The following is a 21,539-nucleotide window of genomic DNA, read 5'->3' on the forward strand; positions in this document are numbered from 1 at the left end:
CAACCTTAAATGAAATTAATAGCTTCGATAGACCAAGGCACCACCAGCACGAGGTGTATATTTTTTGATAAAAAAGGACAAATTGTGTCTGTGGCACAAAAAGAACACGAGCAAATTTTCCCCCAACCAGGCTGGGTAGAACACAATCCTGAAGAAATCTGGAAAAATACCCAAGAAGTAATAGCCAATGCAAGAATTGACAAAGGCATAAAGATTGAGAATATTGTAGCATGTGGCATTACAAACCAACGGGAAACAGCCGTTGTTTGGAACAAACGCACAGGAAAACCCTATTACAATGCCTTGGTTTGGCAAGATACACGCGTGGGCAAAACAGTAGAAAGACTAGAAAAAGAGATAGGAAATGATTGGATAAGAGAAAAAACGGGCTTGCCTTTGGCTACCTATTTTAGTGGTTTGAAAATCCAATGGTTGCTTGAAAACGTGGCAGGAATACGTGAAGATGCTGAAAAAGGAGAGGCGATCTTTGGTAACATGGATACTTTTCTAGTGTGGCATCTGACAGGTGGAATTAAAGGTGGAATTCACATTACAGATGTTACCAACGCCTCTAGAACACAGTTGATGAATCTTGCTACGCAAACTTGGGATGATGAGATTTTAGAAAAATTGAATATCCCAAAAGCTATGTTGCCTGAAATAAAGCCAAGCAGCATGAAATACGGCGAAATAACAGCCGAACCAATGGCTGGAGTGCCAATAGCGGGAATTTTGGGCGACCAACAAGCCGCCTTAGTAGGACAAACATGCTTTAAACCAGGCGAAGCTAAAAATACTTATGGAACAGGATGTTTTATGCTTTTAAACACAGGAACAAAACCAATTCCTTCGAAATATGGATTACTAACAACGGTGGCCTATCAATTTGAAAATCAACCCGTTCACTTTGCATTGGAAGGTTCGGTTGCTATGGCTGGAGCATTGGTTCAATGGGTTCGTGACAATCTCGGTTTGATAAAAGAAAGTAGCGAAATCCAAAAACTTGCAGAAGCTGTGGATGACAATGGCGGTGCCTATTTTGTGCCTGCTTTTTCAGGTCTTTATGCCCCATATTGGGAAAATACTGCAAGAGGAATTATAGCTGGTTTAACACGATATGTAAATAAAAATCATATTGCTAGAGCTGTTTTGGAAGCTACTGCATACCAAACATTAGATGTACTCGAAGCCATGGAAAAAGATGCCGGAATAGAGATAACATCATTAAGAGTTGATGGTGGCATGACAGTAAATGAGCTATTGATGCAGTTTCAATCAGACATGCTTAAGGTGCCTGTAATCAGACCGATGATGATAGAAACTACGGCCTTAGGAGCAGCCTATGCGGCAGGTTTGGCAGTTGGATATTGGGAAAACTTCGACGACTTGGTGGCCAACTGGGGAGTAGATAAAACCTGGACACCAAAAATGGAGGATACGCTTAGAGACAAAAACTTTAAAGGATGGAAAAAAGCCATTGAACGCTCTTTAAATTGGGAGGATTGAAATGAAAAACAAAATAAAAGAAAAATGGGCTAAAGGCGAAGCTGTCAGCAATGCCTGGATTAGCATTCCGAATGCTTGGACTGCCGAAATAATGGCTAGTGTGGGTTATGATGTGATGACCATAGACGCTCAGCACGGTTTAGCTGCTGACTTGGCTAATATATTGCCGATGCTCCAAGCTATAGAGGGTTCAGGCACAGTGCCATTTGTCAGGCTTCCTGACAACAATCCTGCTTTTATCATGCGAATGTTAGATGCTGGGGTGGTGGGTTTGATTTGCCCAATGCTTGAGGGTGTGGAAGACACCGCTGCCTTTATCAAAGCCGCCAAATATTATCCCAAAGGAAATCGAAGTCTTGGCCCAACAAGGTCAAACGTAGTTTATGGTGAAAACTATGCCAAAGAAGCGAATGATTTCACGATAACTTTAGCAATGATAGAAACGCCCGAAGCATTGAAAAATATTAGAAATATTGCTAAAATTCCTGATTTAGATGGTTTTTATGTAGGCCCGTGGGATTTAAGTATGTCGCTTGGTTATGAAAAACTGGCCGATTTTCAAGATCCTTCTTTTCTGAAAATTCTAAAAGAAATTTTGGATGTAGCCAATGAGCATAATTTGGTAACGGGTATACATGCCGCCACACCCGAAAATGCAAGGTTTTTTGCCGATATGGGTTATAAGTTCGTAACCATGATCAATGATTCTTCTGCATTGAAAACTATTGCAAAAAGCACTTTGGCCAATTTTGAAGGGTCTGGTAAAAATGGAGAATTGGGAGCCTACTAATCTCTCTATACTTCAAAAACTTAAGATTTTTTATTAATCTAGCGATTGTAATCCCCAATTTCATATAAATTTGGGGATTACAATCGCCAAATTTTGTATATTTGTAAAAAAATATACAAGAAATGATCAATAGAAAACTATCTCAAGTAATTGAAGAAAAGATGTTTGGTCAAAAAACCATCCTTTTGCTTGGGGCCAGACAAGTTGGAAAAACTACGCTTTTGAAAAAGCTTCAAGAAAAATTAAACTTGCCAACACTCTTTCTCAATGCCGACCTTCCTGTAGTAAGGGAGCGACTTAGCAATGTTGGGGCTGAAGATCTAAAATCGCTATTGGGAGAAAACAAAATTGTTATAATAGACGAAGCTCAAAGAATAAAAAACATAGGTATAACTTTAAAAATAATTCACGAGAACTTCCCAGAAATACAGCTAATTGCGACAGGTTCTTCTGCACTCGAGTTATCAAACCAAATAAATGAACCCTTAACAGGCAGAAAATGGGAGTTTCAAATGTTTCCTATTTCCTGGGCAGAACTTGTAAATTCTAGCAACTTGTTTGAAGCATTTGACCAACTAGAAAGTCGCCTACTTTTTGGTATGTATCCAGCTGTTTTAAACAATGCAGGCTCTGAAAGAGAAACTTTGTACGAACTTTCAGGAAGCTATCTTTACAAAGACCTTTTATCTTATCAAGGAATTAGAAAACCGCAGATTTTAGAAAAACTCCTGACGGCCTTGGCATTTCAAATTGGAAGCGAAGTATCCTATAATGAACTTAGTAGGACTTTAGAAATAGATAAAGCCACAGTAGAAAATTATATTTCACTTTTAGAAAAAGCCTTTGTGATATTTCGCTTGAACCCGCTTAGTAGGAACCTAAGAAACGAAATAAACACTTCAAGAAAAATCTATTTTTATGATAACGGTATTCGAAATGCGATAATTGACAATTTCAGTCCTGTGGCATTAAGAACAGACATAGGAGCACTTTGGGAAAACTTTCTAATAAGTGAGAGGATGAAACGAAATCAAAACGAAAGAATATTTGTAAAAAAGTATTTTTGGAGAAACCACGCACAGCAAGAAATTGATTACATTGAGGAAAAAGACGGCCAAATAAATGCCTATGAGTTTAAATGGAATCCAAAAGCTAAAGCTAAATTCTCAAATGCTTTTGTTGAAGCATATAAACCAGCAAATTTGAAAATAATCTCAACAGAGAATTTTAATGATTTTTTACAAAATGCATAAATCTAGGGAATGTAATCCCTAAATTTATATGAAATTGGGGATTACAATCGCCAAATTCATTATTTTCTCTTAAATCCACCTTTAGAACTAGGCTTACTTGCTCCAGATCTTGACTTATTTCCTGCAGCTTTAGGCTTGATTCCGCTCGACTTAGGTTTGTTTTTAGCCGCAAACTCTTTGGCCAATCTCATCTTCTCGAACTTTAGATTTTTAGCAGATTTCTCATGAAACGCCCCTTGAAAATCAGGATCAGATTTTTTTCGTTGCTCATCTATCGCTTTGAGTATTTCTTGATTTTCTTCAAACGAGGTCTCTTCTATTTTTACTATGCTTGGTATTTCTTCAACAGGAATCAGCGTCCGAATGATCTTTTGAATTTTCTCCAAATGGTACTCTTCATGCTCCATTACAAACGTAATAGCCTCACCTTCTAATTTTGCTCTACCCGTGCGGCCAATTCTGTGCACATAATCTTCATATATCAATGGCACATCGAAGTTTATCACATGACTTACCGCATTCACATCTATTCCACGAGCTGCTACATCGGTAGAAACCAACACCTTTATCTTGCCTCCTCTGAAGTCCTCCACGGCATTTATTCGGGTATTTTGACCTTTATTGGCATGTATCACCCGCACATTATTAGCTCCTAAAACTTTCCTTTCAAGATACTTAAACACATTGTCGGCAACAGTTTTGGTTCTACAAAAAACCATAGCTCTCGTTATCACGTCTGAGTCCAACAAATAGCCCAAAAGGTTGATTTTGGTTTTGAAATTCGGCACTCGGTACATTTTTTGGCTAATAGTACTGGCAGCCGTGGCCGAAGGAGTAATCTCAACTTTTATGGGTGCTTCAAGAAATTCCTCCGAGAGTTTCTCTACCCGTGGCTGAAAAGTAGCAGAGAAAAGCAAGTTTTTCCTTTTTCTAGGTATTATTTCCAATATTTTTCGGATCTGCGGCATAAAACCCATATCCATCATTTTATCGGCTTCGTCAAGTACTAAATATTGCAGACTCTTGGTTACAATTTCTCCCAAAAGATACAAATCCATAAACCTCCCGGGTGTGGCCACAATAATATCAACGCCTTTTTTTAGGTTTTCTATTTGGGTTTTTGGGCCCAATCCACCAAAAAGAGCCACATGACGTATATCCGTATATTTTGCAAGTTCCACCATAGAAGCGTCTATTTGCATAACCAATTCTCGCGTAGGAGCAAATATCATACAGCGGGCATCCAAACCTTGAGCATACTTGATTTTCATCAGAATCGGTAAAAGGTATGCGGCTGTTTTACCAGTACCCGTTTGGGCAATTCCCAACACATCGTGCCCGGCCATTATGAGCGGAATAGCCTTGTCTTGAATCTCACTGGGCTCTGTATAACCCAATTCTTCCACAGCCATAAGCAACTGTTTGTTGAGGTCAAATTTATTGAAGCTGTTTTCCATAATGTTCTATTTGGGTGCAAAGATACCCATGATATGGCTTTTATCGGGATTTTTTTACCGTAAAATAATTTTAGGAAGTTTCCACAGAACATAAAATAAAGATTTTTCTAATTTTAAACCAAAATCCTGATGACATGAAAAAGCCACTATTCATTTTTCTTTTTTTGATTTATTGTAATACTTCCGCTCAATCCTTAATAAATATAGATTTCGGAAATTCTATCTTACTAAGACCAAATATTGGCTATGAATACCGATGGAAAAACAACGCCGTCGGTAGTAATATTAGGTGGCAAAGAAATGCACATATTTGGATTTCAGAATGGCCAGAATTCGTAAAATCTTCAGGCTTAAATGTGGATTTAATTTACAAGAATTTGAGTAAAAAGTATGTTTTTGCTGAAACAGGCATAAGGCTGACAAAGTTTGAAGCACCAATGACCTTGTATGGTTGGCGTATTGTTAGTTTATATAATTCCAAAAATAAATTTGAACCATTTATAAAAGTTGGTTTAAATACCAATAGAAATAAGAAGGTACAATTGGACTTTGGTATTGGTATCGGAAGTGCGTTTTCAAATAAAAGCTTGGAAGTTTATAAAGACGAGTTTCAAGAAGTCTATCTGCAACTAAAAACTAATGAGAAAATTGAAGACTATTTCAAAAAACCTAAAGGAGTAGAAGCTGCTTGGGTTCCTCATGCACAACTAAGGTTATTTTATAAATTCGGAAACAAAAAACTCAATCCAATTTCCCTTTCCCATACAAAATAGCTCCAGGTCTTTCAGTGTTTATTTGGCCGTTTTGCAAAACCACCTTTCCGTTTATCATAACTAGCGAAAAACCTTGGCTGTAGGCATGTGGCTCAGCAAAAGTGGCTTTGTCTGTAATGGTATTTTCATCAAACAATAGTATGTCTGCAGCATAACCTTCTTTTATCAAACCACGACTTTCCAAACCAAACCTTTGGGCAGGCAGCGAGGTCATTTTTCTTATGGCTTCTTCCAATCCTATCGTATGTTTTTCTCTTACATATCTCCCCAGCACTCTGGCATTGCTTCCGTAGCCTCTTGGGTGGGGCATGTTTTTGCCAAATTTATAAATCCCCGCATCAGAGGCTATCATCGTCAATGGATATCTCAAAATCCGCTCTACATCTTCTTCGTCCATTTTATGAAACACCATCTGTGCTTTGTCATTTTGTAGCAAATCCAAAATCAAATACGCCTCAGATTCGGCATTGTTTTTTCCTCCTTTTTCTTTGTTTATCTGACTGATACTTTTTCCATTAAAACTCGAATCTCCTGAATATCTGGCAATAACGGCATAATCAAAGTTTTTTCTTTTGTCCTTTTTTAAACTCTCCAATATTTCCTTTACAATCTGCTTCCTTGAACTCCCATCCGTAAGTCTAGCCTTCACCAAACTATCGCCATCCGCCCAAACCCAAGAAGGAACCATGGTGCCCATATTGGTACTGCTGGCAGTGTATGGGTATTGATCCACATTTACATCTATGCCTTCTTTTCTGGCATTTTCCACCAAATCTATCGTTTCATTGCTTTTTCCAAATAATGGTTTTGCCGAAATTTTAAAATGAGATATTTCGACAGGAATATGGGCTTCTCTGCCAATATTTATGGCCTCTTCTATGGCCTCATGCACTTTGTGAGCTTCGTCTCTAATGTGCGATGCATAGATTCCACCATATTGGGCAGCTACTTTTGCCAATGCCACCACTTCGGGCGTTTTAGAATAGGTGCCAGGTATATAAATCAAACCTGTAGCCAAACCCACCGCACCGTCCTCCATTCCTTTGGCCACAAGTTCTTCCATACGTTTTTGTTCTGTGGCAGTTGGGTCTCTAAAAACGTTTTTCATTACATAAGCCCTAACAGAATTATGACCAATCAACGAAGCCACATTTGGCGTAATACCAATCTGTTGAAGTGTATCAAAAAACTTTTTTAGGTTTACTTCTGAAGAGCCACAATTACCTGTAATTAAACTTGTTACGCCATCAAATATAAAATTATCGGCGGTCGGTATATCGATAATAGAGGATTCTATATGGGTATGCACATCGATAAATCCCGGACTAAGAATTTGATTTTTAGCATCTATAATGGTTTTACAATCCTCCGATTTAATTCCATTAATCTGAGAAATCTTGCCGTTTTTTATACCCACCGAGCCATATACCCAAGGATTGCCTGTTCCGTCTACTATACGGGCATTGGTAATGCAAACCTCAAATTTTTGAGAGAAAACATTTAAAGAAAGTAAGAGCAAGAAAATTGAATTTTTCATAAGGGATGAAGGTTAGAAATTAAATTTACGCAAAAAGCAATTTGAAACCATATAAATGCTTTAAAAATCCACAAATGAATTTCTCTTAAGATAAATAGATATTTTTGTACGGAAAAAGAAATGAAATTGGCCGAATACCGGAAAATCATACATATCGACATGGACGCATTTTTTGCTTCGGTAGAACAACGCGACAACCCTGACCTCCGAGGCAAACCTGTGGCGGTGGGTGGCAGTGCGGACAGAGGCGTTGTAGCAGCTGCCAGTTATGAGGCAAGAAAATTTGGCGTCCGTTCGGCTCTACCCTCAAAAACAGCCAAAAGACTATGTCCAGAATTGATTTTTGTAAAACCTCGCTTTGATGTTTACAAACAGGTTTCCATACAAATTCGAGAGATTTTTCAAGAATATACCGACTTGATAGAGCCACTTTCGCTCGATGAGGCCTATTTAGATGTGACCGAAAACAAAAAAAACATAGATACTGCCACCCAAATAGCCTTAGAAATCAGGCAGAAAATATTTGAAAAAACACATTTAACGGCGTCCGCAGGCATTTCGTTTAATAAATTCTTGGCAAAAACCGCCTCAGACATCAACAAACCCAATGGCCAGTGCGTGATAAAACCACCACAGGCAGAGGCTTTTGTAGAAACACTGCCGATTCATAAATTCTACGGAATAGGAAAAGTAACTGCCGAAAAAATGAGGGCAATGGGCATACAATCTGGCAAAGAACTGAAAGAACAATCGCTAGATTTTTTGGTTAAAAATTTCGGGAAAGTTGGACATTATTATTTTGAGATTGCAAGAGGCCAAGACCGCCGTTTGGTGAGTGCATCGCGTGAGACCAAATCTGTGAGTGTAGAGAATACTTTTAGTGCAGACCTAGCATTGGTTTCTGAAATATATCGAGAACTGTTTAGGCTTACTGAAGCACTTTTGTTGCGAAGCCAAAAACATCAACTCATTGGTAAAACACTGACTATCAAAATAAAATATGGCGATTTCGAGATTATCTCAAGAAGTAAAACCAAAGAGGAAGGTTATAAAACCAAAGAGGAAATAAACAAAACCATAGAGCTATTGATAGAAAATCTCTTGCCTTTTCCGAAAGGCATAAGACTGCTCGGACTGGGCGTTTCGAATTTTCTGGATGAGGAAAATGGATCAGGGAGGCAATTATTGCTAGAGTTCTGACTTTTTTTTCTTTAACTCTTCAGAGGCTTTACTAATCCAAAATTTTTCTTTTCGTAATTCGCCTTTAACAAGAAAATGTGATTCTTCTACCATCTTCTCAAATAACATTCGTGCTTTTTCCTCTTGTGATATTCTTTGTAGATATTTTCCATAATAATATCTAGCCTGAAAATTGCAAAGTTTCCGATTTAACTTTTGATAAACTTGCTCTGCTTCTTGAAATTTTTCGATTTTCTCTAGACTAAAAGCATAATAAATATTTGCTTCAGACTTTTGAAAAAAACCATCATTCTGTAGTTTATTACCCAATTCTACCACTTTCTTATAGTTTTCAATCGCATAGTATGCTTCTAAAAGTGATATTGTTACATCTACATCGTCAGAATGTATACCGCTGAGAGCAGACTCAAATAATGGGATGGCTTCAATGTTTCTGTTAGCAGCCTGATAAGCATAAGCTAAGGAAACTTTACTTTGGAAGGTTTCAGAAAACCTCAATTTCTTTTCTAATTCATTTATCCTACCAGTTGGATTAATTAAATTTATAAAAAAACCTTTAAAGTCTCGTATCTGATTTTTTTTGATTATTTCAGTAAAAATATAGATAATCGAACCTATAAATGGAAGAAAAACTATAAGCCAAATCCATTTTTGATGAGTACCTCTCTTGAATGAATGATAAAGACAAATACCTTGCAATATCAATACTACATAATAATATTGATATAAATATTCCATTATTCCTGCCATAAAAAAGTGTTTGGAAGCATTATATAAAAATGAATAAAATTGAAATGAATGTTAAAATAAGCCTCCAAAATTATACCAAAAAAATCAAAACTTAAAAGGATGGTGAAATTTAAATGATTTCAAAAAAATCTTTAAGTTTGTATTAAAATATTTAAACCCTAAACAAATACTCAAATGGAATTATTAAACTGGAAAGCCCTATTGCTGGCCGCTTTCGCAAACTTCGTTGTTGGATCGTTGTGGTATAATCCCAAAACTTTTGGGCCTGCATGGATGAGAGAAGCAGGACTGACAGAAGAATCGATGAAAAAAGGAAATATGGTCAAAATCTTTGGATTTACCTTATTGTTCGCTCTGATGCTCTCTACTGCGATATTTCCATTGGTGGTACACCAAATGCACCTTTACTCCATCTGTAATCATCAATTGATAGGCACAGACTTAGCTGCTAAAACGATGGCAGAAGCAGACATAGCAGGATTTATGGGTAAATATGGCAACGAATTCAGAACCTTCAAACACGGAGCTTTTCATGGCTTAATGTTTAGCATATTTTTAGTTTTACCGATTCAAGGCACAAATGCACTTTTTGAAGGGAAAAGCTGGAAATACATCTTTATCAATGCCGGATACTGGGCCCTTAGTTTGATGTTAATGGGCGGCATAATCAGCGGTTGGCAAAAATAAAAACCATAAAATAGTATGCTAAAACTTTAGGATTGGCATACTGTTTCCTTATTCAAAAACCATAAAAAAGAAATCCCCCAACATTATCCATTTTTATATTTCTCCAAATTCAAAACAATTTTTAATGCCCCTCGATATTTTTCAATAATTTTGCATCGAAAGCGTTCCTTATCTTTTATAAAACCTCATCCGATGAAAAAGCTCCTTTTAAATTTTGTTTTGGCAGTTGCCTTCTTTTCTTGTGGTACCTCAGATACCGAAACCACCCAAACCCAAACACCTATACGAAACAGCCATACATTGGTATTTTTTGACAAAACACAGAGTGTAAATGTGGACGACAGTTTTGTAAGAAATAAGTTTCAGTCAGCACTAAAGTCATTGATAGACAAAAACATACAAACCGAGGGAGATGTATTTGAGATATACTACATACACGAAAACACCGCCAAAGCCAAAGTGGTATCTGTCTCTGCCCGCACAGTAAAAGAAAACACAGAGGGTCTCAACGCCACCGACCTAGAAGCAGCCCAAACCAATTACGAAATGAGCATCGGCAAAGAGCGTAAGATGATATTGGATATGGCCGTACAAAAAATGCTTGAGAAAAACCCCGGAGCATCAAATGCCGAAACCAACATTTCGGCCTCAATTCCTTTGTTATCAAATGCTTTAAATACAAAAAAAGACGTGAAAGCGTATTATTTCTCTGATATGGTAGAAAGCCTAAAAAATGGCCGGGATTTTCATAAAGCAGCACCCATAAGCCACGACCAAGCGGAAGATTGGGCAAAAAAGGACGCCGAAAACTACAAGCTATATAACCTCACAAACGCCCAAGTATCTATTATTTTGCCTTTTGCACCTACCAGCTCTTCAAAAGAAAACAACCCCAACGTAACCGACTATTGGAAAGTGTATTTTGAGGCTTTGGGAGTGAATGGCGTTACGGAGATTTGAGTGGGAGGGTATTTAGTGATTCCTTATACCCGAAATAAAAAAACCCTTGCCGTTTCGAGTCTTCAAAATGAGTTTAAGTGTAATTAGGTCTTAAGACCTATTCAAGTATTTTAAGCACAAAAATATTCAAATATTGAAGGTCTTAAGACCGACTGACACCGCTTCTTTGTCTGAAGACTAAGAAGAGCGGGATACTCATCATAAAAAGGTTAAAACATATTGCTCTAAGATTTATTTTTTTTATGTTCTTTGGTTATTTCGTGCCGCATTTTTAATATAATATTTAAAATCAAAGCATATAATAATGAAAAAAACAGATAGTAAGGCAAAGAGCCAATTATTCCTTTTGTGTTATATTTTTCAAGGATTTTATTTCTCATTTCATCAGAATCAAAATCCATAGTTACATTTTTCTTCTCTTCAATTTCCTTTATTTTCAGTATTTGTCTTTCAACTTGTTGATCAGCAATTCTATTCTTATAGTCTGGATCTACATAATTATGAAGAAATAATTCAAAAACCATTAAAAGTAAACTAGAAACTAAAAGGCTTAAAAAAATTGACAAAAACAATTTTTTTTCATCTCAATTTCCTCATTTAAAAAATAATAGCTCAATAAAAATATTAGTATTACCCCTAAAATTAATAGGCTAAAATTGAGTATGGAATTATTTGATATTAGGCCATCAAACAGATAGTTTATAATGTTAATCGAAATTCTAAAAATTATAAAAGAGAAGGAAATGTTAAGAATGTTATTCCAATTTAAGTACTTCATAGGTTTTTGAAATAATATTTTTTTGAAATATCTAACACTTTAACTGTTGATAATAAAACAAAACAATATAAAAAACCAACTACATAAATATTTTTTATATCAAAACGCATTACAAACCCTTCAACTAAAATACTACGTTCCATATTTATAGCTCTATCAAAAATATTAAGTGGATTTGGAAATGTTGTGTTTAAAAAACTTAAAACATGTAAAATTAAAAGGAGGGAAAAAATTAAATAATAATTTTTTATATATATGCTCATGATAAAATAACTTAAAAAAACGGTAAGCGGTAATATAATAAAATGTTTTGCATGGCTTACATAAAATCGAAGAAATGATATTTCTATTTCAGGTAAATTTAAACTTTGAATTTTTGCGTTTACGACAAAATAAATCATTGACAAGATTATTCCAATAGATACTAGATAAATTAAATAGGCTAAAACAAATTTTAGAATGTAAAAAATATTTAAGCGAATTGGAAGAGTTAAATAATTTAGTTCCGTTTTGTTTTGTCTTTCAATATCAATAAGGAGAAAGAAAACAATCAAATATAAAGGAATAATAAGTATCTGAATTACACCAATAATCAATCCAACTGCCGCTTTATAGACTACCAATGTGTCTTCTTTTAATGAATCCAGGCTATTTGAAAAAAAAATTGAAGATGATATACTAATCAAAAAAATAATAATCAAAATCCAAATAATTGGATGAAAAAGAATTGCTTTTATGAACTCATTTTTAAAATGATTTAAAACTTTTTTCATATCTATAGTATCTTTTTAAAGTTAAATAAAGCAAAACCAAAAAATACCAATAACCAAAAAATAGATAATATATAACCATTATATAGTTCACTTTCATTTAAAAACAAATGTTGCTTTTTTAAAATAAATTGAGGAGAATATGGAACAAAGATTAACCCAAAGTTAACAATTAAGCAAACTATGCTACCGGGTATTATCTTAAATTTAGAAATTAAGAAAACTGAAAAATTAATCAAAAAAACACTTAAGGATAAAGCCATTATCAATCCAAAATAAACAGAAAAGCTCTCTATAGAAAAATCCCATTGTTTTGAATAATATTCTGAAATATTGATAATGTTGTGAAAATAAAATATAGAAATAAAAAGAACGCTAAAGAAGAAGAGGAGAAAGAAAAAAATCAGTTTAACCAAAATAAATTTGAAACGCAAAATAGGAAGTAGCTTAATTTTTAAATTGAATTTAGACTTATTATCTACATCAACCAATAAAATTGTAACTAAAATCGAAGTTAAAATAAACCAAAGAAAGATATAAAAATTTGAACCTGAAAAAATAAAATCGTCAAAGGTTTTCCCTTCATTTGATGTTTTCCAGTAAGGAAAAACCTCAAATGCTTCTTTAAAAAATTTAAGCTGAAGTAACCAACCTAAAAAAATTTCCAAAATAACAAACAAAAACAATTTTGTGTTTTTGCTTTGTTTTAAAAGCTCATTTTCTAGATACTTTAACATTCAATGTAACGAATTATATATCTCATGGATATTTGTAGTTCCTTCAATTTGTTCTTTTTTTTGATTGAAAACTATTTCGCCTTTTTTGACAATCATAAAGCGAGTATAAATTTTTTCTAAGTCATTTAATCCATGACCCGTTATTAAAAAAGTTGAATTAAATTCTTTATTTAGAAAATTTATTGTTTTAATTATTTCATTCGTATTTTCTCTATCAATTGAATTGAACGGCTCATCCAAAATCAATAAATCTGGTTTATTTACAAAAGCCAATGCAATTGATAACCTTTGTTTTTGACCAGCAGAAAGTGTAGCCACTTTCTGGTCTGAAAATGAGCCTATATTAAATATTGATAAAATTTCCAAAATGCTTTGAAAATTGTTAGTGTAATAGTTCTTATAAATTTGAATATTTTGCCTTACTGTTAGATAGCCGTAAAAAGCATCAGGAAACAACATAAATCCGATTTTCTCTAATGCTTTAATTCTATTTGGAGATAATAAATTTATTCCTTGATAAACGCTTTCGCCTTTAGTATCTTTATCTACTCCAGATATGGCTTTTAAAAATGAACTCTTTCCTGCTCCATTTGAACCTGCAACACATACTATTTCACCCCTATTTAGGCTAATATCAAGCTTTTTGAGGATTATTTTACCTTTCTTTTCTAGTTCTATTCCTTTTGCAATCAACATATTTTATATAAAAAAACGATTAATATTTTAATCGTTTTTTTTGTTTTAATTAATAAAAAATCCACCAAGATGTATTTGAAGCGGGATTACTACATGAGGATGACTTAAATTCACCACCAGGAAAATAAACCGTTGTGATAGTACAGCTTGCTTGTGCAAATACTCCCAAAGGTATTGAAAGCAATAAAGCAATAACTACAAACCTTTTAAAATTCGCTACTTTTTTCATAAATTTACATTGTTTAATAGTTAAAAAATTAAATAAGCAAAGCTCCCATAGGCCGACCAAGATCTTCGGGGGCTTTGTTGTTTGTAAAGGTCTGAAAGGTTTTTGAAAGAAAAAATTGCAAAATGTTAATAAAAAAATTGCACTGCTGTGCTTAGTCTTCAGACCTATTCAAGTATTTTAAGCAAAAAAACTCTCAAACATTACCGGTCTGAAGACCGTTTGACACCTCTTCTTAGTCTGAAGACTAAGAAGAGCGGGGAAAACTATAAACAAACTTAATGCTTCTTAAAGAATCTTTCTCAACCTAATACTATGAGATGCACCTTCTAAAACAACATCTTCATTCGGATAAAAAACTGCAGAATATGGTTCTACAGAAAAAAGGTATTTTTTAAAATCAGTCTTATTTCCTGGAAATTTAAAATTAATGCCAGCAAATTCTTTTGAGCCGTGAAAAGTATTACCTAATTCTATTCCTACAAAAGAAGTTCCATCAACAATTATATCCGCTGAAATCTCTTTATTTAATGTTTTAAAATCAATAATTACCTTATTTGGAATTACCGACAAATCAAAATCTGAATATACGGGGGTAAAATTAATAACCTCCCATTTTCCATTTAGCTTTTTATTGATTGAGTTAGTCAAAGGCTTTGTATTAACCTTATCACATGATAATAAGCAAATTAATGAAAATAAAACGAACGCTTTCATATTTTTTTATTGAAGTTAATTATTAAAAACATTATAGTTATTCCAATTATGTCTAACATTTACTCTCACCTTATACGCACTTGCTGGGTTGAAATCGAATGTCTGCCAATTTTCGATTAAATTAATAGTAATTTGATGTTGCCATGCACCTAACCAACCATGTTTTAAAAAGAATTCACAATTAACATCCGAATCGGAATTATTTGCTGGTAATCTATATACACCTATATCGCTGTCATTGTCAACATAATAATCAAAATTAGCATAAGAAGGCTTAAATTTTGCTTTTTTATTTTCAAATACCTTAGATAATATTAAGGCACTTTGGGGGTCTTCAGAATATTTTTCCCCTAATTCTACCCAAAAATCCATCGATTCAGAATTTGAAATACTACCATCATTTTTTCCATTGGAGTGCGAAGTAAATTCTTTTAGTTTGTCCTTTTTCAATATACTTAATTCAAAATGTGAATTTTTTTTGAAATCATCAATTAAGTTTTTATCATATGAGCACAAATAAATAGTAATGTGGCTTTTTTTATTTGATGAATAAATTTTTTGCTCTTCAAATACAAATTGCTTTTCAGAATTTTTATATTCACTTAATAAATCAGGAACAATGTTCTCAACTTTTAAAGTAGATACAGCATTTGTTTCGGGCAAAAGTTTATCATTTTTACAACTTGATAAAAAACTAACGATAAAAAGAAATGCTAAAAACAAATTTCGTTTTTGAATTGACCAAAATACTTTTTTCATAAATTTACGTGTTTAATTTTGTTAAAAGATTAAATATCCAGAGCCCCCTTCGTCTGCCAAGATCTTCGGGGGCTTTGTTGTTTGTAAAGGTCGGTAAGGTTTCTGAGAAAAAAAATTGCCAAATGTTAATAAAAAAATTGCCAAATGTTCATTTGGGTTTTTTGCTTTTGTAATAATATTAGGCTTCGATTTTTTCTACATATTATTTGGCATGGGCTCTTTTACTTCTGATACGGCTCAGCTGTTGGGGGGTAACGTTTAAATAAGAGGCCAAAACTTTACTAGACACACGGTTTTGGATGTTGGGTTGCATTTTTTCAAAAACCTCTAAACGTTGTTCGGCATTTTTGATTCGGTGAAAAGCGTTTCGATGTTCGAGTTGTAAAAGATATTTCTCATATATTTTTATCATTACATAAGCCAAAGACGGCAATTCGGCAACGAGGCGTTCTAAGTCTTGTTTTATTATGTAAAATGCCTTAATGGGGCTTAATGCTTCAATATAACACGCTGAAGGTTTTTCTAAAAGGAAACTCTCTATTTGATATATCCACTCATTTTCGGCCAATATATGGTGGGTTAATGTTTTAGTGTCTGTGTCTGTGTCTGTGTCTGTGTCTGTGTCAAGATAAGAAAATTCTCTCAGAATGCCTTCATAGACATAATAAATCTTGTTGCAAATTTCTCCTTCGTTTAACAATAATGATTTGGTATCAAATGAAATAGGCACAAAAGCATTACTAATTTTCTTGACTTCGGCTTCATTGAAAATATTAAAACTTTTTATCAAATTGGTGATTATCATGTTTTTTTAATTATTTGGATATTGTGATGCTCAAAGATATACAAATAATCGGACGCTAAAATTTGCATAGAAAAAAAATTTCCAATTACATTTTTCTACCTTTTACATTTTGCCAATAAAATCTTTTATCTTTGCCCAAAGACCTAATTTACTCCCTTAAAATATGCTTTACTACCTTTTTAGCTATTTAGACCAAGCCTTTGATTTTCCGGGTGCGGGCGTGTTTCGTTATATCTCTTTTAGAGCTTCAGCAGCCACTATTTTATCCTTAATGATAGCCGCCATCTACGGCAAGCCCATCATCCGCAAGCTGCAAATGCTGCAGGTAGGCGAGAGCATCAGAGACTTAGGCCTAACGGGTCAGTTAGAGAAAAAAGGTACGCCAACCATGGGAGGCTTTATCATTTTAGCGTCATTGATGATTCCCGTATTATTGTTTGCAAAACTTGACAACGTTTACATCATCCTACTCATCGTGGCCACACTTTGGACTACCATGATAGGTTTTGCCGACGACTATATCAAGGTATTTAAAAAAGACAAAGAAGGCTTAAAAGGTACTTTCAAAATCATAGGCCAAGTAGGTTTGGGTCTAATAGTTGGTTTGACCTTGTATTTCAACAACAACGTGAAAATCAGGGAGTTTGGGGCTAATGGTTTCATGGACAAACACTCTTTGATAACCACAGTGCCGTTCTTAAAAAACAACATCTTAGATTACGACCTTCTTTCTTCTTACCTCCCAACTAGTTTGGCCTGGTTACCCTATGTTTTTATTTGTGTGTTTATCATAACAGCGGTATCCAACGCCGCCAACATTACGGACGGAATTGACGGCCTCGCTGCGGGTACTTCGGCTATTATCGGTCTTACTTTGGCGGTATTTGCGTATTTGTCTGGCAACAAAATATTTGCTGAATACCTGAATATCATGCTTATACCTAACTCAGGCGAAGTCGTAATATTTTGTGCGGCCTTTCTCGGTGCCTGCATAGGTTTCCTCTGGTACAACTCCTACCCTGCATCGGTTTTTATGGGCGACACAGGCAGCTTGATGCTCGGCAGCGTAATAGCTACCTTGGCTTTGATACTTAGAAAAGAACTCATGATTCCGCTTATGTGTGGGATATTTTTGGCAGAAAACATCTCTGTGATACTCCAAGTGGGTTATTTCAAATACCAAAAACGAAGAAAAGGGCTGGAGTTCGCTAAACAGAACCGTCTTTTGTTGATGTCTCCATTGCATCATCATTTCCAGAAAAAAGGCTATCACGAAGCTAAAATCGTGACGAGGTTTTGGATTGTGGCTATCGTGTTGGCGGTGATAAGCATCGTAACTTTAAAACTGCAATAAAAGTACCTGCTTAATAGTATTGTTTTTGAGGACAAACAGGCCTATATTTGAAATAAAAACTTCTTTAGCCTGAATTGAACCCTTATAAAATGATACGAATTTTAGTCTTTTCATTAATTTTTTCTTCATTTGCTTTGGCCCAAAAAAGGCCGATGTTGCATACCGACTATGACGGCTGGAATGCAATAACTGAAACAAAAATCACCCCTAACGGACACTGGGTAAGCTACATACTTAAGCCACAGGATGGAGATAGCAAATTGGTGTTTTACCCTTTGTTGGGCAATGCCATAGATTCCATAGAAAGAGCCTCAGATGTCTGGATTAGTCAAGATTCAAAATGGGCAGCATATAAAATTTCTCCTTCAAAAAAAACTACCAGAGATGCCAAAATGGCCAAGAAAAAGAAGGAAGAAATGCCCAAGGATAGTATTGGGATTCATAGCTTTGTTAGTTTCGAGAATATTAAGTTTTCAGACGTTAAAAGTTTTGTTTTTCCTGAAAAATCTACGGATTGGATAGCTTTTTTAAATTATCCTGATACCAAAAAAGACACATCAGTTTTAGCAAAAAAGAAAAAGAAAGAGTCTGAGGAAAATGGCAGTACGCTTAACGTTTATAGCTTAATTAACAATACTTTACGCAAGTTTCCTTATGTTTACAAATACCACTTTGACCTAACCGGAAATACTTTAATATTTGCAACTACTGGAAAAGACAGCACATTAAAAGAAGGCCTATATAGTTTCACTACTACAGATCAGGAACTTACGTTTTTAAGTCCAACAAAAGGTACCTTTAAACATTTTGCATCTGACGAAAGCGGCAAATATTTTGCTGCCATCTTAGACCCTGATACAACGAAAAAGGCATTGGTTAAAAACCCTACTTTAATGACTTGGACTTCGAAAAGTTTACCAAAAAATATTTGTGATTCTTCGAATAGTCTTAGCCCAAAATATCCTTTTGTGAGTGCCGACTTTGAGCCTGTATTCTCGAAAGACGGCGGGAAATTGTTTTTTGGAATAAATCAAAGAACGATAATAAAAGACACCAATAGATTAGATGAAGAAACGGTAAACCTAGATATCTGGAACTGGAAAGATAAGCGAACCATGCCGCAGCAGTTGGCTACCCTAAAAACCGACTTGAAGGAAAGTTTTTTGGCGGTTTATGCTATTGACAAAGAAAAAACGACGCAATTGGCTTCTGAAGAAATACCAAAAATAAAACTAAGCAAAGATGCTCAAGAGAACGAAGTTTTGGGCATTTCAAACGAAAAGTATGCTTATCAACATTGGTTTTTTAATCCGCCAACGGACCTTTATGCCATCTCTACCGAAAACGGACAAAAAACTCAGATTCTCGAAAATAAAAGAATAAGTAACGCTCAAATTTCGCCTGAAGGCAAATTCGTAATTTGGTATTCTGTACAAGACACTGCTTGGTACTCTTATCAAATCCGCAATAATAAAACCCATAAATTAACCGCTAGCACATTGTTTTCGGATTTGGCGGACGACGACCACCCTGACGAACCGAGCAGTTATGGTATGGCCGGTTTTACAAAAAACGACGATGAAGTTTGGCTCTATGATAAATATGATATTTGGGCCATAAATCCTTCAAAACCATCAGAATCAAAACGAATTACAAACGGAAGAGAAAACCAAATTAGCTACAGATACATTTCTCTCGACGAAAAAGAAACCCAAATAAACACGAAGCAAACATTGGTTTTGAGCATTTTTGATAACAAAACTAAAGAAAGTGGTTATGCGAAATTAAACTTGGGCGAAACAAATACGCCCGAAACTGTCCTCATTGACAAACTAAAATACAGTTCAAAAATAAACAAAGCCAAAGAAACCAATGACTTGGTGTTTACTGCCGAAAGTTTCGAGATTTTCCCAGATCTGCTGCACAGCAATGACTATGATTTTAAAACAGTAAAAAAAATAAGTGCCGCCAACCCACAACAAAACAATATCAAATGGGGAACAGCCGAGATGGTTTCTTACAAATCATTAGACAACAAGCCTTTAGAAGGAATACTCTACAAACCTGCCGACTTTGACCCAAGCAAAAAGTATCCGATGATTACTTATTTTTATGAAAAAATGTCGGATGGGATTTACAATTATATAGTTCCTCAGCCCGCCCGATCTAGCATAAATTTCAGCTTTTACACCAGCAATGGCTACTGCGTATTTGTGCCAGACATAGTATACAAAATAGGTTATCCTGGCCAAAGTGCTTATGACTGTATATTACCTGGAATAAAAACAGTGGTCGAAATGGGCTTTGTGGACAGCACCAGACTAGGCGTGCAGGGTCATAGTTGGGGAGGATATCAAATAGCTTGGTTGGTTACTAAAACCAATATTTTTAGAGCTGCCGAAGCAGGTGCACCCGTGGCCAATATGACGAGTGCCTACGGCGGTATCCGCTGGGAGTCGGGTTTTTCGAGGCAGGCACAATACGAAAGAACACAGTCAAGACTTGGAGCCACGCTTTGGGAAGATCCCAAAAAATACCTAGAAAACTCTCCGCTTTTTTATCTGCCAAATGTTAAAACTCCCGTGCTCATGATGCACAACGACGACGACGGAGCAGTGCCTTGGTACCAGGGAATAGAAATGTTTATGGGTTTAAAAAGGCTCGATAAACCTGTGTGGATGCTCAACTACAATGGCGAAAAACATGGGCTGATCCAAAGAAAAAACCGAATGGATTGGTCGCAGCGGATGTCGCAATATTTTGACTATTATCTCAAAGACGCCCCTCAGCCCGAGTGGATGAGCAGCGGCGTAAAAGCCACCGAAAAAACTTTAAACTATGGATTCAAACTCGACTAAATACGCTCAGATGGGCAATAAGCGGACTTTCAGAAAGAAGGTTTGGAGCACTTTGGACGTGAGATATTCTGAAAGAAAAGGTTTGAGTTTTATGTTTAATATCTCACTTTCGATTCTGATTTTTTTGAATACCATCGCTATAATCCTGAACACCATTCCTGATTTAGGTGAAACTTATCACCATTTTTTTCAAGATTTCGAATATTTTTCTGTAGCTATTTTTTCTGTAGAATATCTTTTACGTCTTTGGTCATGTGTTGAAAACAAAGGCCACAGCCATCCATTTTGGGGTAGATTGAGTTACATTTTCTCTTTTTGGGGTTTGGTAGATTTGCTGGCCATTGCACCGTTTTACTTGTCCGCCTTTGCTGCAGACTTTGGGTTTATAAGGATGTTGCGTCTGTTGCGTATTCTTCGTCTTTTCCGCATGAGCAGGTATTTTCATGCTTTCCGAATTATCAAAAACGTGCTTTACAGCAAGCGGGAAGAGCTTATTTTGTCTTTTTCGTTTATATTTTTCCTGATTATTTTCTCTAGTTCTTTGATGTATTATATAGAGCACCCTTACCAGCCAGAGGCTTTTACGAGTATTCCGGCGTCTATTTGGTGGGGTGTAAATACCATGACTACAGTAGGTTATGGGGATATGTATCCGATCACTTTACCTGGTAAAATCCTCGGGGCATTTGTGGCTATTACAGGTATTTCACTTTTTGCATTACCTGCGGGTATTATTGCCTCGGGATTTAACGAACATATCAGAGGTTACAAAAACGAACAAGGCAAAGTCAAGTGTCCATACTGCCAAGCGGAATATTTTTTGGCCGAGAAAAATATGCATCGGCATTGATGCCCAAGTTTTTGTCCCCGCAAACTTCACCTCCTCCGCCCAATTCACCAAAATTTAGCAATCATTTTTATTGCTA

The 21,539-nt window shown here is 35.4% G+C and carries 21 protein-coding genes; 10 read left to right on the forward strand and 11 right to left on the reverse strand.

The window, feature by feature from the left end; translation table 11 throughout:
* Positions 1-9 precede the first annotated feature (9 nt).
* From glpK to EGI22_RS01765, 3 genes are all read left to right on the forward strand, one after another.
* Positions 10-1,506, forward strand: coding sequence for a glycerol kinase GlpK (gene glpK / locus EGI22_RS01755; RefSeq protein WP_255065918.1), 1,497 nt, complete (start codon positions 10-12; stop codon positions 1,504-1,506).
* 1 nt (position 1,507) lies between these two features.
* A complete protein-coding gene (locus EGI22_RS01760) occupies positions 1,508-2,296 on the forward strand; it encodes an HpcH/HpaI aldolase/citrate lyase family protein (RefSeq protein ID WP_255065919.1) in 789 nt (262 codons plus the stop codon).
* Positions 2,297-2,418: 122 nt separating this feature from the next.
* Positions 2,419-3,549 (forward strand): ATP-binding protein, encoded by a 1,131-nt coding sequence (locus EGI22_RS01765; RefSeq protein WP_255065920.1) that lies wholly within the window; start codon positions 2,419-2,421, stop codon positions 3,547-3,549.
* 59 nt (positions 3,550-3,608) lie between these two features.
* Here EGI22_RS01765 and EGI22_RS01770 read toward each other — a convergent pair whose 3' ends face one another.
* The gene (locus EGI22_RS01770; protein ID WP_255065921.1) at positions 3,609-5,006 is read right to left on the reverse strand and encodes a DEAD/DEAH box helicase; all 1,398 of its coding nucleotides are present in this window, start codon (positions 5,004-5,006) and stop codon (positions 3,609-3,611) included.
* Positions 5,007-5,140: 134 nt separating this feature from the next.
* Between EGI22_RS01770 and EGI22_RS01775 the strand changes: the two genes are divergently transcribed.
* Positions 5,141-5,779, forward strand: coding sequence for a hypothetical protein (locus EGI22_RS01775; RefSeq protein WP_255065922.1), 639 nt, complete (start codon positions 5,141-5,143; stop codon positions 5,777-5,779).
* On the opposite strand, the gene EGI22_RS01780 is transcribed toward EGI22_RS01775, so the two are convergent.
* Entirely contained in the window at positions 5,748-7,316 is a 1,569-nt protein-coding gene (locus EGI22_RS01780) for an amidohydrolase family protein (protein ID WP_255065923.1), read from the reverse strand. The genes EGI22_RS01775 and EGI22_RS01780 overlap by 32 nt on opposite strands.
* A 120-nt stretch (positions 7,317-7,436) precedes the next feature.
* Between EGI22_RS01780 and dinB the strand changes: the two genes are divergently transcribed.
* Positions 7,437-8,516, forward strand: a complete 1,080-nt coding sequence (gene dinB, locus EGI22_RS01785; RefSeq protein WP_255065924.1) for a DNA polymerase IV — start codon at positions 7,437-7,439, stop codon at positions 8,514-8,516.
* Here dinB and EGI22_RS01790 read toward each other — a convergent pair.
* Positions 8,505-9,266 carry a hypothetical protein gene (locus tag EGI22_RS01790; protein WP_255065925.1) on the reverse strand — a complete coding sequence of 254 codons (762 nt, stop codon included), beginning with the start codon at positions 9,264-9,266 and terminating at the stop codon, positions 8,505-8,507. The genes dinB and EGI22_RS01790 overlap by 12 nt on opposite strands.
* Positions 9,267-9,440: 174 nt before the next feature.
* On the opposite strand from EGI22_RS01790, the gene EGI22_RS01795 reads away from it, so the two are divergent.
* Positions 9,441-9,953 carry a DUF1761 domain-containing protein gene (locus EGI22_RS01795; protein ID WP_255065926.1) on the forward strand — a complete coding sequence of 171 codons (513 nt, stop codon included), beginning with the start codon at positions 9,441-9,443 and terminating at the stop codon, positions 9,951-9,953.
* A 192-nt stretch (positions 9,954-10,145) separates the two neighbouring features.
* Positions 10,146-10,913, forward strand: a complete 768-nt coding sequence (locus tag EGI22_RS01800; protein WP_255065927.1) for a hypothetical protein — start codon at positions 10,146-10,148, stop codon at positions 10,911-10,913.
* 224 nt (positions 10,914-11,137) lie between these two features.
* Here the strand turns inward: EGI22_RS01800 and EGI22_RS01805 are convergent, their stop codons facing one another.
* The 8 genes from EGI22_RS01805 to EGI22_RS01840 form a co-directional block, all read right to left on the reverse strand.
* On the reverse strand, positions 11,138-11,479 hold the full coding sequence (locus EGI22_RS01805) for a DUF4199 domain-containing protein (protein ID WP_255065928.1): 342 nt from the start codon (positions 11,477-11,479) through the stop codon (positions 11,138-11,140).
* Between the two features lie 208 nt (positions 11,480-11,687).
* Positions 11,688-12,464: a hypothetical protein gene (locus EGI22_RS01810; protein WP_255065929.1), complete on the reverse strand. Its 777-nt coding sequence runs from the start codon at positions 12,462-12,464 to the stop codon at positions 11,688-11,690.
* A gap of 2 nt (positions 12,465-12,466) precedes the next feature.
* Positions 12,467-13,198 (reverse strand): hypothetical protein, encoded by a 732-nt coding sequence (locus EGI22_RS01815; protein ID WP_255065930.1) that lies wholly within the window; start codon positions 13,196-13,198, stop codon positions 12,467-12,469.
* Complete coding sequence (locus tag EGI22_RS01820) at positions 13,199-13,894, reverse strand: ATP-binding cassette domain-containing protein (protein WP_255065931.1); 696 nt, start codon at positions 13,892-13,894, stop codon at positions 13,199-13,201.
* A 49-nt stretch (positions 13,895-13,943) separates the two neighbouring features.
* Positions 13,944-14,123 carry a hypothetical protein gene (locus EGI22_RS01825; protein WP_255065932.1) on the reverse strand — a complete coding sequence of 60 codons (180 nt, stop codon included), beginning with the start codon at positions 14,121-14,123 and terminating at the stop codon, positions 13,944-13,946.
* Positions 14,124-14,408: 285 nt separating this feature from the next.
* The gene (locus tag EGI22_RS01830) at positions 14,409-14,837 is read right to left on the reverse strand and encodes a hypothetical protein (protein WP_255065933.1); all 429 of its coding nucleotides are present in this window, start codon (positions 14,835-14,837) and stop codon (positions 14,409-14,411) included.
* A 15-nt stretch (positions 14,838-14,852) separates the two neighbouring features.
* On the reverse strand, positions 14,853-15,596 hold the full coding sequence (locus EGI22_RS01835; RefSeq protein ID WP_255065934.1) for a hypothetical protein: 744 nt from the start codon (positions 15,594-15,596) through the stop codon (positions 14,853-14,855).
* A gap of 202 nt (positions 15,597-15,798) precedes the next feature.
* On the reverse strand, positions 15,799-16,401 hold the full coding sequence (locus tag EGI22_RS01840) for a Crp/Fnr family transcriptional regulator (RefSeq protein ID WP_255065935.1): 603 nt from the start codon (positions 16,399-16,401) through the stop codon (positions 15,799-15,801).
* Positions 16,402-16,564: 163 nt separating this feature from the next.
* On the opposite strand from EGI22_RS01840, the gene mraY reads away from it, so the two are divergent.
* From mraY to EGI22_RS01855, 3 genes are all read left to right on the forward strand, one after another.
* A complete protein-coding gene (mraY, locus tag EGI22_RS01845; RefSeq protein WP_255065936.1) occupies positions 16,565-17,755 on the forward strand; it encodes a phospho-N-acetylmuramoyl-pentapeptide-transferase in 1,191 nt (396 codons plus the stop codon).
* A gap of 89 nt (positions 17,756-17,844) precedes the next feature.
* Positions 17,845-20,613, forward strand: a complete 2,769-nt coding sequence (locus EGI22_RS01850) for a S9 family peptidase (protein ID WP_255065937.1) — start codon at positions 17,845-17,847, stop codon at positions 20,611-20,613.
* Positions 20,594-21,463 (forward strand): ion transporter, encoded by an 870-nt coding sequence (locus tag EGI22_RS01855; protein WP_255065938.1) that lies wholly within the window; start codon positions 20,594-20,596, stop codon positions 21,461-21,463. Before EGI22_RS01850 ends, EGI22_RS01855 begins: the two co-directional genes overlap by 20 nt.
* Positions 21,464-21,539 lie beyond the last annotated feature (76 nt).

The sequence above is a fragment of the Lacihabitans sp. LS3-19 genome (assembly GCF_024343575.1).
Taxonomy (GTDB): Bacteria; Bacteroidota; Bacteroidia; order Cytophagales; family Spirosomataceae; genus Leadbetterella.